Annotated in this window: 9 protein-coding genes; all 9 read left to right on the top strand. The window is 35.9% G+C overall.

Annotation, left to right across the window (positions count from 1 at the left end):
* Position 1 precedes the first annotated feature (1 nt).
* The 9 genes from ATHE_RS09800 (at position 2) to ATHE_RS09760 (ending at position 12,201) form a co-directional block, all read left to right on the top strand.
* Positions 2 to 694 carry a stage II sporulation protein R gene (locus ATHE_RS09800; RefSeq protein ID WP_015908329.1) on the top strand — a complete coding sequence of 231 codons (693 nt, stop codon included), beginning with the start codon at positions 2 to 4 and terminating at the stop codon, positions 692 to 694.
* A gap of 177 nt (positions 695 to 871) precedes the next feature.
* Entirely contained in the window at positions 872 to 1,399 is a 528-nt protein-coding gene (locus tag ATHE_RS09795; RefSeq protein ID WP_013429776.1) for an adenine phosphoribosyltransferase, read from the top strand.
* Between the two features lie 31 nt (positions 1,400 to 1,430).
* Positions 1,431 to 3,611, top strand: a complete 2,181-nt coding sequence (locus tag ATHE_RS09790; protein WP_015908328.1) for a RelA/SpoT family protein — start codon at positions 1,431 to 1,433, stop codon at positions 3,609 to 3,611.
* A gap of 5 nt (positions 3,612 to 3,616) precedes the next feature.
* Complete coding sequence (dtd, locus tag ATHE_RS09785; protein WP_015908327.1) at positions 3,617 to 4,066, top strand: D-aminoacyl-tRNA deacylase; 450 nt, start codon at positions 3,617 to 3,619, stop codon at positions 4,064 to 4,066.
* Positions 4,067 to 4,105: 39 nt separating this feature from the next.
* Complete coding sequence (locus tag ATHE_RS09780) at positions 4,106 to 4,702, top strand: MBL fold metallo-hydrolase (RefSeq protein WP_015908326.1); 597 nt, start codon at positions 4,106 to 4,108, stop codon at positions 4,700 to 4,702.
* 52 nt (positions 4,703 to 4,754) lie between these two features.
* A complete protein-coding gene (locus ATHE_RS09775; RefSeq protein ID WP_079504026.1) occupies positions 4,755 to 6,212 on the top strand; it encodes a coproporphyrinogen III oxidase in 1,458 nt (485 codons plus the stop codon).
* A gap of 17 nt (positions 6,213 to 6,229) precedes the next feature.
* Positions 6,230 to 7,081, top strand: a complete 852-nt coding sequence (locus ATHE_RS09770; protein ID WP_015908324.1) for a radical SAM protein — start codon at positions 6,230 to 6,232, stop codon at positions 7,079 to 7,081.
* A 78-nt stretch (positions 7,082 to 7,159) separates the two neighbouring features.
* The gene (wecB, locus tag ATHE_RS09765; protein ID WP_015908323.1) at positions 7,160 to 8,317 is read left to right on the top strand and encodes a non-hydrolyzing UDP-N-acetylglucosamine 2-epimerase; all 1,158 of its coding nucleotides are present in this window, start codon (positions 7,160 to 7,162) and stop codon (positions 8,315 to 8,317) included.
* Between the two features lie 86 nt (positions 8,318 to 8,403).
* A complete protein-coding gene (locus tag ATHE_RS09760; RefSeq protein ID WP_015908322.1) occupies positions 8,404 to 12,201 on the top strand; it encodes a fibronectin type III domain-containing protein in 3,798 nt (1,265 codons plus the stop codon).
* The last annotated feature ends 18 nt before the right edge of the window (positions 12,202 to 12,219 follow it).

Here is a 12,219-nt window from a genome sequence, read left to right as displayed (position 1 = left end):
TATGTCAAAAAGAATTTTCTTTTCTAAACATTATATTTTGCCTATAATTTTTTCAATAATAATATTTACAATAATTTATGGATATTTGAGCTTTGAACAAATTGATGGTTTACAAAGAAATCTATCAAAATCAGTTTTAAGACTTCATATCTTAGCAAACAGTAACTCAAAAGAAGACCAGAAACTAAAGATTTATGTGCGGGATAAACTTGTAGAATTTTTGTCAAGAAATATTGATTTTTCAAAGAGTAAATATGAGGTTATAAAACAAATCAGTAATAAAAAGTTGCAGATTGAAGATTACCTTGATAAGACTATAAAGGAAAGAGGGAAAAATTATGATGTGAAGGTAAGTATTCAAAGAGATCTGTTTCCAAATAGGGTTTATAGCAATTTTCTTTTCCCCTCTGGCATATATGACTGTGTTAGAGTTTTTATAGGCAACGGTAAAGGAAAGAACTGGTGGTGTGTTATATTTCCGCCTCTTTGCATAGTAGACGAGGCAAAGTTAGAGTTTCCAACTGAGGCTAAAAAAGAGCTCAAAAGTTCACTTTCCAGAAAAGAGTATTTGATTGCAACAAGTTATGGAAGCATAGATAAGATGCCTGTAAAGCTGAGACTCAAAATATATGAGATTTTAAAAACAAAATTTTACAAAGAGGCATGGTTTAAACGAATCTTTAGAAGTATATAGAATTCAGATTACAGTATTATATAGTATTTCGGAAAGCTCTTTTGGCAAAGCTTTTTGAAAGCTTGCTGAAGGAGCTTTTTATTTTTTGACATTTAGAGTATTTAAAAAATATAGTCTTTTTTGATATACTTAATAACGTAATAATCAAAAATCTCAAAGTAATAGGAGGAAGATTTAATGAACCTGAAAGAGAAATTCAGACATGTTTTGAACTTTCCCAAAGAGGGTATAGATTTTATTGACATAACAACAGTTTTGCAGGACAAGGACGCGTTCAAATACGCTATAGACTCTTTAGTAAATTTGGTCAAAGACCTTGACTTTGAACTTATTGTTGGACCTGAATCAAGAGGGTTTATATTTGGTGCGCCTGTTGCGTATGTGCTGAACAAAGGGCTTGTTCTTGTTAGAAAAAAAGGTAAACTTCCTTACAAAACAGTCTCTGTTGAATATGAGCTTGAATATGGAAAAGATGTACTTGAGATGCACATTGATGCTATAAAACCTGGTCAGAAGGTTGTGATAATTGACGACCTTTTGGCAACAGGTGGTACAACACTTTCAAACATAAAGCTTGTTGAGAAACTTGGTGGTGAGGTTGTGGGTATTGCATACCTTGTTGAACTCACATACTTGGGTGGAAGAGAGAATTTAAAAGGATACGATGTCAGGTCTGTTGTACAGTTTGAATCTTCTTTGATATAAAACAAGTGGACCTAAATAGAGGTCCATCGAGGTGAATTTAGATTTGAGCGACAAGTTAAATGAGCTTATAGAAAGGGTAAAAAAGTATGCATCAGAAGAAGATATAAATCTTATTAAAAAAGCATTTGAATTTGCACAAAAGCATCATGATGGACAGTCAAGAAACTCTGGCGAGCCATATATAGTGCATCCTCTTGAGGTTGCACTGATTTTGGCAGATTTAGAGCTTGACATTGCATCAATTGTTGCTGGACTATTGCATGATGTGGTGGAGGATACTTCTGCGTCTTTAGAAGATGTAGAGAGAGAGTTTGGAAAGGAAATAGCTGAGCTTGTGGATGGTGTCACAAAACTTGGCAAGCTTGAATTTACCAGTAAGCTTGAAAGACAGGCAGAAAACTACCGCAAGATGCTTATTGCAATGGCAAAGGATATAAGGGTCATTTTGATAAAACTTGCAGACAGGCTCCACAATATGCGAACCCTCAAGTACCTTCCTCCTGAAAAACAGAGACAAAAAGCTCAGGAAACAATTGACATATATGCTCCGCTTGCCCACAGACTTGGAATTTCAAAGATAAAGTGGGAGCTTGAAGATTTGTCCCTGCGCTATCTTGACCCTGAAGGCTATTATGATCTTGTTGAAAAGATTGCAAAAAAGAGGGTAGAAAGGGAAGAGTATATAAAGAAAATTATTTCGCTTATTTCAGAAAAACTCAAAGAGGCAAACATTGAGGTTGGTCAGATAGACGGAAGACCAAAACATTTTTACAGCATCTATCGTAAAATGAAAGAGCAAGGTAAAACTTTAGAAGAGATTTATGACCTTTTTGCTATTAGAATCATTGTAAATTCAGTAAAAGATTGTTATGGAGTTCTGGGAATAATTCATACATTGTTCAAACCCATGCCTGGCAGGTTTAAAGACTACATTGCAATGCCAAAACCGAACATGTACCAGTCACTTCACACAACCGTGATAGGACCTGAAGGTGAGCCTTTTGAAGTACAGATAAGAACATTTGATATGCATAGGACAGCCGAGTATGGTATTGCTGCTCACTGGAAGTACAAAGAAGGAAGAATTAAATCAACTGATGAAGATGAGAAGTTTGCTTGGCTTAGAGAACTTCTGGAGTGGCAGAAAGAGCTCAAAGATGCAAAAGAGTTTATGGAGTCGTTAAAAATAAACCTGTTTTCTGATGAGGTTTTTGTATTTACTCCGAAAGGCGATGTTATAAGTCTACCACAGGGTTCAACGCCGATAGACTTTGCATATGCAATTCACAGTGAGATAGGCAACAAAATGGCAGGAGCAAAAGTAAACGGCAAGCTTGTCCCCATTGATTATGAGCTCAAAAATGGTGATATTGTTGAGATTATTACATCACCCAATGTCCATGGTCCAAGCCAGGACTGGCTCAAGATTGTCAAAAGTCCTCAGGCAAAAAGCAAAATAAACGCATGGTTTAAAAAAGAGAGAAAAGAAGAGAATATTCAAAAAGGCAAAGATATATTGGAAAAGGAACTCAAAAAACTCAACCTTCCTTTACAATTTGCTCTAAAAGAGGATGTGCTGCAGGCGGTTTCGCAAAGATATGGCTATAGAACCCCTGAGGACATGTTTGCTGCACTTGGGTATGGTGGTATTACAGCTACTAAAATAGCACTGAGGATAAAAGAGGAGATAAAAAAATACATTAAAGAAGATGAGCAAAAAGAATTTCAGATTGAAAAGCCAAAACCTGCGAAGGCTTCTTCAAATAACGGAATACTTGTAAAAGGTGTTGAAAATGTTCTTGTGAGGTTTGCAAAATGTTGCAACCCGGTACCTGGCGATAAAGTTATAGGATACATCACAAGGGGAAGAGGCGTTTCAATCCACAGGCGTGACTGTCCAAATGTTGAACAGTATTTAAAAGAGCCAGAGAGGATTGTTGAGGCTGAGTGGAACGTTACGAAAGATGCAAAGTTTGACGCTACAATAAACGTTCTTGCAAACGACAGGACAGGAATACTGATGGACATAACAAACTTGCTTGGTGAGAACAAGATTTCGGTTAAGGCTATTCAGGGAAGGACCACACGAGACAGGATTGCCAATATCAATCTTACTGTTGAAATAAGTTCAACAGAGCAGCTTGAGAAGATTATTAGAAAGCTGAGGAAAATTGACAGTGTATTTGAGGTCCAGCGTGTAAAAGGAGGCTAAAGAATTTGAGAGCTGTTGTTCAAAGAGTAAAAGAAGCTTTTGTAATAGTTGACGGCAAAGAGGTTGGAAGAATTCAAAGAGGTCTTTGTTTGCTTGTTGGGGTTGCACAGGATGATACAGAAGAGGATGCTGATTATCTTTGTGAAAAGGTTGCAAACCTTAGAATATTTGAGGATGAAACCTCGAAGTTTAACCTTTCTTTGATGGACGTAGGCGGTGAAGTTTTGGTTATCTCAAACTTTACAGTAATGGGCGATGCAAGAAAGGGAAGAAGACCAAATTTCATGTTTGCAGCAGAAAAAGAAAAGGCAGAGAGGTTGTATAACTATTTTGTTGAAAAGCTCAAACAGAAAGTACGAAAGGTTGAATGTGGAGTTTTTCAAGCACACATGGAGGTAAGTATATTAAATGACGGGCCTGTGACAGTTTTACTCGACAGTAAGAAGATTTTCTGAGCAGGTTTTTTCGAGAAAGTAGAGGGGGTAAAGAACTTGATGTTTTTAAAATGTATTGAAGTTGGGGATGTGGTGACAAACTGTTATGTATTTGGAAAAAAAGAGGTTGTCATTATTGACCCAGGAGATGATGCAACAAAAATTGAAAACATTATTGTTGAAAATGACCTTATTCCACGAGCTATACTTTTGACGCATGGACATTTTGACCATTTTTTGGGCTGCAGCTATCTAAAACAGAGGTTTAAACTGCCAATTTACGCGCACAGGGTCGAAAAGGAGATCCTATCAAATCCAGCATATAACCTGTCGTATCTAATTGGTTCAGAAGTAAAGATAAACTGTGATGGGTACTTTGAGGATGGAGATGTACTTGAGTTTGCCGATTTTTCATTGAAAGTGTTACACACCCCTGGCCACACACCTGGTTCGAGCTGTTTTTTGTATGATAACATTTTGTTTTCTGGTGACACGCTATTTAAAGACTCTTTTGGCAGGTGTGACCTTCCACTTGGGGATGAAAGACAGATCTTTGAGTCTATAAAAGAAAAGCTTTTGGTGCTTCCAAGGAACACAAAGGTTTATCCTGGGCACGGTGTGCCAACTACCATTGGTGATGAGCTTAAGAATTTTTAAATACATATGCTGACTTATAGCACAAAATAATGCTATAAGTTTTTTATTTTTATTGCACAAAAAATCATTTTTTGCTAAAGGGGTAGAACACAATTTGAGAATAACATATTTTTCAAACAGCCAAAAGTTTTTGTATGATTTTCAACACATAATAAGAGCATTCTATCCTAGTGCTGAAGTAAAGTTTGGACATGGTGGGGATATTCATTTTGAGGCATATTTTGAGGAAATGAAAGTCTTTCTGAAGCTTCAAAAAGGGAATAAGACTATTCAAAAAGATTTTCTGCTCGTTGATGATGAACATGAGTCAAAAAAAATATTTGGGAGAAACATTTATGACCTTTTAAAGGATGAGACAAAAAGAGAGCTTCCCTGGGGGATTTTAACAGGAATAAGACCTACAAAGATTGTGTACCCCTTGTTGGAGCAGGGTCTGAAAGAGGAAGAGATATACAAGTTCTTGCAAGAAGGATATTATATTTCTGAGAAAAAATCAAAACTTCTTTTAAAGGTTGCAAAGAATGAAATGAGCGTTTTAAACAGGCTTGATCCTTTTTCGGCTTGTTTGTACATAGGTATTCCAATATGCCCGACTAAGTGTCTTTACTGTTCTTTTTCATGCCACGAGATGACAAGGCAGGTAAAAAGTTTATTAGGAATGTATACAGATAGCCTCATTTGTGAACTTGAAAAAACATATCAAAAGATAGAGGAAAACAGAAATAAGATTGTTGCAATTTATTTTGGCGGTGGAAGTCCTGCAGTGCTGGGCATAGAGAATATAAAAAAGATTTTCACAAATCTATTTGAGAATCTTGAAAAAGACCATATTCGAGAAATCACATTTGAGGCAGGAAGGCCGGACACAATTGATGTATCACTGCTTGAACTTTTAGCAGATCAAAGCAAAGAGCTAAATATCAGGCTTTGCATAAATCCTCAAAGTTCAAATGACAACACTTTGAAAATAATAGGCAGGAACCACACATTTGAGGATATAAAAAGGGCATTTGCGTTGGCTAAAGAATATGGATTTAAAAATATAAACAGTGATGTGATATTAGGGCTTCCTGGTGAAGATGAGAATGATTATAAAAAGACAATTGAGGATGTTTTAAAGCTTTCTCCTGCTTCAATTACCGTTCACACACTTTCCATAAAAAGGGCAAGCCTTTTAAGATTCAAATGGAATGAATATGAGTTTATGGATGAGGAGACTGTAAATAACCTTCTTAATTGGACACAATATATCTTGGAGGAGCACGGCTACATTCCATACTACATGTACAGGCAGAAGAATATGATAGGAAACTTTGAAAACGTTGGATACTGCAAAAGGGGATTTGAAGGGCTTTACAATGTGATGATAATGCAGGAAAAGCACAATATCTATGCATGTGGTGCAAAAGCTGTGTCAAAATTTGTGTATGAAGACGACAGGATTGAAAGGATTTTTAATCCTGCTGACATAAAGCTCTACATTTCAAGGATTCTGAATGTTGATGTTTGAAAAGGGGGAGTGGCTTTTTGCTTTCCCAACAGCTTTTAAAAAGCTGCAGAATATGTCCGCGAGAGTGCGGGGTAAATCGGATTGAGGGCGAGACTGGTTTTTGCAAAATTGTAGGTGGTATAAAGGTGTCAAAAGCCTTTTTGCATTTCTGGGAAGAGCCATGTATCTCCGGCAAAAACGGGTCTGGCACAGTATTTTTTTCTGGGTGCAATATGGGCTGTATATTTTGCCAGAATTATGAGATAAGCCAGATGAGGTTTGGAGCATTCATAGATGTAAATAAACTTGCTACTATCTTTTTGAACCTTCAGTCAAAAGGTGCTCACAATATAAATCTTGTGACGCCAACCATTTACGTTCCATATATAATTGAGGCAATTGACATTGCAAGGGGAAAGGGTCTTAGAATTCCCATTGTGTACAACACATCTTCATATGAAAAACCAGAAACCATAGAGCTTTTGAGAGGATATGTGGACATATTCTTGCCAGACCTTAAATATTTTGATGATGAGATTGCAAAAAAGTATTCCAATGCTCCTCGGTATTTTGAATTTGCATCAAAGTCAATATTAAAAATGTTTGAGCTTGTTGGAGATGTTGTAATAGAAAATGGTATAATGAAAAGAGGTGTTATAATTCGCCATTTGGTACTTCCAATGCACACAAATGATTCTATAATGATTTTGAGCTGGATTAAAGACAACTTGAAAGGCAAAGTTATGATAAGCCTTATGAGCCAGTATTATCCTATGTATAGGGCTAAAGAGTTTAAAGAAATTTCAAGAAGGATTACAAAAAAAGAATATCAAGAGGTTGTAAACTTTGTGCTGGAAAATGGTCTTGACTATGGATACATTCAGGATTAAGAAACGGCAACAGACAAGTATACACCTGATTTTGACTTGGAAGGCACATGAAAATTACAAGAGAGGATGGGCTTCTAAATGATAAAGACACTCATTGTATTTGGAACAAGACCTGAGGCAATAAAGATGGCACCACTTGTAAAAGAATTACAGGAAGATTCTAATTTTGATGTTAAAGTATGTGTCACAGCACAGCACAGACAGATGCTTGACCAGGTACTTGAGATTTTTGATATAAAGCCTGGTTATGACCTTGACATAATGAAATACAACCAAAGCTTATTTTCTATAACTTCTGATGTGCTTTTGAGATTTGAAAAGGTTTTGGAGAAAGAAAGACCAGACATTGTGCTTGTCCATGGCGACACAACAACCACATTTGCATCAGCACTTGCAAGTTTTTATTTTAAAACAAAGGTAGGACATGTTGAGGCGGGTTTGAGAACATATAATAAATATTCACCTTTTCCAGAAGAGATGAACAGAAAGCTTACGGCAGCGCTGAGCGACCTTCATTTTGCCCCCACAAAAAAGGCGAAGTTAAATTTGATGGCAGAAGGAGTAAAAGAAGAAAGCATCTTTGTGACTGGTAACACTGTGATTGATACACTTAAATTTACTGTGAAAGAAGACTATGTGTTCAAGGAAGATAGTCTAAACAATATAAATTTTTCAAAGAGAGTAATTCTTCTCACTGCCCACAGGAGAGAAAATTTTGGAAAACCGCTTGAGAATATTTTTGAGGCTGTCCTGAAGATTGCAAATGAGTTTGACGATGTAGTTTTTGTATATCCTGTACATCTAAATCCGAATGTCAAGAATGTTGCGTACAGGATTTTAAAAGACCATCCAAGGATAAAACTGATAAATCCAATTGACGTTGATGATATGCACAACCTCATTGCAAGAAGCTATTTGGTTTTAACAGACTCTGGTGGGCTTCAGGAAGAAGCACCGTCTTTGGGGAAACCTGTTGTTGTTCTGCGCGACACAACAGAAAGACCAGAAGCTGTTTTAGCAAAGACAGTTGTAGTTGCAGGGACACAGAAAGAAAGGATAATTCAGATTGTTACAAAACTCTTAACAGATGAAGAAGAGTATCTTAAGATGGCAAAAGCTATAAACCCTTATGGTGATGGAAATGCCTCAAAAAGAATAAAAGAAGCACTTTTATTTTATTTTGGGAAAAGCAGTAAAAAACCTGAGGAATTTTGTGGAAGCGATATGTTTGTGTAAGAAATGTGCTTTAAAAATGGCAATTTGTTGCCGATTATATCTTTGAAAAACACAAATTCTAAGCGCGTTTTAAGGTGGGATAAAAAATGTTTAAAAACATAAAAAGAGTGGTTTCTATTTTAATTTTGATTTCATTTTTATTTTCCAACTTTAACATTCAATCATTTTCACAAACCCTTTCAACATCTTTAAATATAACTGTGCAAAGAGATAATAGTGGAGTTTATAAAATAACAAGAAATTCTATTTCTATAATATGGAATCCCATTGAAGATGCAGTATTATATGAAGTTTACGCTGCATCTTCAAATTCCCAGGTAGATTTTCAAACGGTAACCCAGAATACATACTGCGATATAACAGGGCTCAAAAGCGCCACAGTGTATAAAATAACTGTAGTTGCCAAAAATGAAGATGAACAGATTATAACTTCGCAATCAATTTATGTTATAACAGAGTTTAAACTTTATGCTCAGCCAGAACCAGACCCAGAAAAAGAAGAGGATATACCTCTTGGCTCAGGCGGTGAACATCCAAAACTTTTAATAACCTTTAACAAAATCAATGTATCGGATGATTTTCAACCAGACATTGGATTTAGGGGTTACAACGTTTTTGTAGGAAAAAGCCAAACAGCATCAGATGCTAATCAGTATTATGTTGATAATAATACAAATGAAATTTACAAGTATCAAAAGGAAAACAATATTACAATTCCTATAAAGCTTTATAAAGAAGGTGTTCAGCAGTTTGCGCAGGAAATCAACCAAACAGTAAATATGACTGTTTATGACAAGTATGATGGAATTGACACATATGAACTTGTGCCAGGTACAATATATTACATTCTTATGAATCCGAAAATGGATAGTACAAAAGTGATTTACAAGCCTCTTACAAACATTGCATGTCCTACGCTTATGCAAGTCAGTGCTGCAAAGATAGGTGAGATAGAAAAAGATGGGAAGACTTTAGCTTTAGTAAGAGTTCAGTGGCGAGGTGTTGACCCTGGAAACTACAAACAAGATGAGATAAGATATCGTGCATATTATGCGACAAGCGCGAATGAGCTTCCGAGGGACAACCTTCCACCACAAAACATATTTGCAACAACCTCATATAACCAGAACGAAGCATACATTCCTGGTCTTTCTATGACCACAAAATACTATTTCATAAGAGTAGAAGCCATTTTTGCAGATGGTACAAGAATTCCTTCTGCTCTCATAAAAGTTTCTGTTACAGAGCTTGGTGATATTCCACCAACACCTAAAAACTGCAGAGCTGAAACTATTTCACAGACAGAGATTGAGGTTTCGTTTGATAAACCCGTTTCAGACGACTCAAGTTATGTATATCAGATTTGGATTTCAACAGAATATAAAGATGTTCTTGATGCAAATGGAAATCCTACTGTGTACAAGCTTGTTTATAGTTCTTCTACATATAATCCAAACACAGATGGTCTTTTGCCAAGTGATTTAATTTTAGATGGCACAAGGTATAGATATAAAATATCAAATCTTCTACCAAATACAGTTTACTATTTCAAGATTAGAATAATAAACACTACTAATCAGAAAAAATCTGACTTTTCGCTTGTATTTGTTGGGACAACAAAACCTATTGCCATTTTAAATGTGCCACCTGTTGATGACAATTTTGTAAGACAGATTGTACCTTCTGAGACAGGTATAAGGATTTACGTGTATCAGGACGATCTACTCTCAAAGATTCATCAAGCGATAGTAGATTATGTATCGCAATCAGCTTACTTTTCTGGGAGCTTGACAGTTTCTGAAAAGGTATACTATCAGGTATATGTTTGTGAGTCCTCTTGGGATGAAAAGAATGTAAAGGTTTACTTTGAACTTCCATCAGAGAATATTTCGAATTATATTGATATATCAAATCTTAAAAGCAATACTCCTTATTATATCAGGTTTAAAGTAAGAGTTTATCTTGACAAAGACTATCTTTCAGAATTTAGTAAGGCATATGTTGCTTTAACAAAACCTCAACAGGTGCCACCTACTATTTCACAGCCAGAGATTCCTAAAAATTTCATGATTGCACCTGAGGATGATGCAGTGACCCAGACCTCTGTGAAGCTCAGATGGGATACAAAACCAGGTCAGTCATATGTCATTTTGCAAACTTCAAGAACGTTAGAGAGCAATAAACTCAGCGTAGATGAGGTCAAGGATCACTTTGTCAAAACACTCAGACAAAAGGTTGAAATCTACAGGCAGGTATCTGATTCAACTTTTGTAGTCGAAGAGGTTGTATATGACGTGTATTCGCAAAACTCTCCTGTTGGTGCAAGGATATATATTGATGTCACATCTCCTGTGACATTTAAAAACCTTGCTCCAAACACACTATACTATTTTTCTATAAAAGCTATAGAAAATGGCAGAGAGTCGCTTTGGGGAAGCATTGCCGTGACAACATCATCAATTGAAAAGCCTGAAAATTTGATAGTAATATCAAGAGATTCGAGCGGACACGGACTTACAATCCAGTGGAACGGCAATCCAAATTACGGATATCAGATTTTTGTAAGGCAAGAAAATAGTACTGTGTATACCTTGGTATATTCTGGTTCAATTTCGCCTGCTTCTGTAGTGTCGTCAAAAGTTGCTGTATATAAATATTACATTGGGAATTTAAGTTCAAATACCCTGTATTACGTCAGGGTGAGAAGCATTCATATTCCGACTGGAAAGGTTTCAATTTTTGCAGAGGTTTTAGCGCGAACAGTTTTTAACCAAAGCGACTTTGAAAATCAGCAGCAAAAGCTCAAAGAAGAAGAACAAAACAGAATAAGGGATATTCAAAATCAGAAACAGGTTACTATTGTACTTGAAAATAGTTCTGATAAGTACTATCTTTATATCAATGACCAAAATGCTTTGGATGAAATTCAGCGAATCAATTCGAACGAGTTTGTTATAGACTTTACAAAAGCTATTTACTCTACTGCTAAAGGACAGGTTTTATTTTCTTACAAGGTGGCAGATGCACTTGAGAAGTTACAGAAAAGTTTTGTTTTGAAATACAAAAGTAGTATGTTAAAACTTCCACCGGGTGCTTTGAATGTTTCTGAGGTTGAGAATATTTCAAAAAGATATGGAATTGACAAAGGATTGGTGATGATTTTAATAGAACTTTCTTCAGTTTCTGCTTTGCCACCTTCATATGGGTATGACATTGACTCTGATGTGATAACATTTAAGGTAACTGCCAGATTTTACCAAAATGATGAACAAGTTGTATCAAGCTTTGCAAAACCTGTAAATATTACATTGAAGCTTGCAAGTTTGTCTGGTCAAGCAAACCAAACAAGGGCTATATATGACTTTTCGAATAGCAGCTTTGTAACCAGTTTTTCAATTGACAGTCTTTCAAACAGTATAACCTTTAATGTTGAAAAGCCTGGCACATTTGGAGTGCTGAAAACTCAGACTGTGTCAAGTTACACTCTCAGCAAGTACAAAGATGATATAGCATATGTTGTTCAAAAATACAACTTAAATGAGCTTTACAGTGACTTTAATAAGAACCTTTCACAGGATTATGCAACCAAACTCATAACAAGAGTATTTGGTATTGATATTGAAAAAGTCAGAAACGGGAATCTGACAAGGCAAGAAGCGATATATATCCTGGCGAGGGTGTATGAACAGAAGACATCATCTTCGATTGACAACGTTGTTATTACAAAGTCAACAAGCTTTGTGCCCGATGGGAGGTACAAAAAGTTTATCCTTGCTATAATGTCGCTTGGGATTGTAGATAACGATTTGGACCCTTATGAGACAATAAAGCTTGATGAGTTTGTTCACTATATAGTTAATCTTGAAAAGATTTTGAAATATTAAAAAACGGGTGAGTGAAAA

Source organism: Caldicellulosiruptor bescii DSM 6725 (genome assembly GCF_000022325.1).
In the GTDB taxonomy this organism is placed as follows: domain Bacteria; phylum Bacillota; class Thermoanaerobacteria; order Caldicellulosiruptorales; family Caldicellulosiruptoraceae; genus Caldicellulosiruptor; species Caldicellulosiruptor bescii.
This window is presented reverse-complemented; position numbering and strand designations above follow the sequence as displayed.

What these genes read in the sequence shown, in the direction of transcription:
- ATHE_RS09800 (WP_015908329.1), top strand. Translation starts at nt 2, where the DNA reads ATGTCAAAAAGAATTTTCTTTTCTAAACATTATATTTTGCCTATAATT.
- ATHE_RS09795 (WP_013429776.1), top strand. Translation starts at nt 872, where the DNA reads ATGAACCTGAAAGAGAAATTCAGACATGTTTTGAACTTTCCCAAAGAG.
- ATHE_RS09780 (WP_015908326.1), top strand. Translation starts at nt 4,106, where the DNA reads ATGTTTTTAAAATGTATTGAAGTTGGGGATGTGGTGACAAACTGTTAT.
- wecB (WP_015908323.1), top strand. Translation starts at nt 7,160, where the DNA reads ATGATAAAGACACTCATTGTATTTGGAACAAGACCTGAGGCAATAAAG.
- ATHE_RS09760 (WP_015908322.1), top strand. Translation starts at nt 8,404, where the DNA reads ATGTTTAAAAACATAAAAAGAGTGGTTTCTATTTTAATTTTGATTTCA.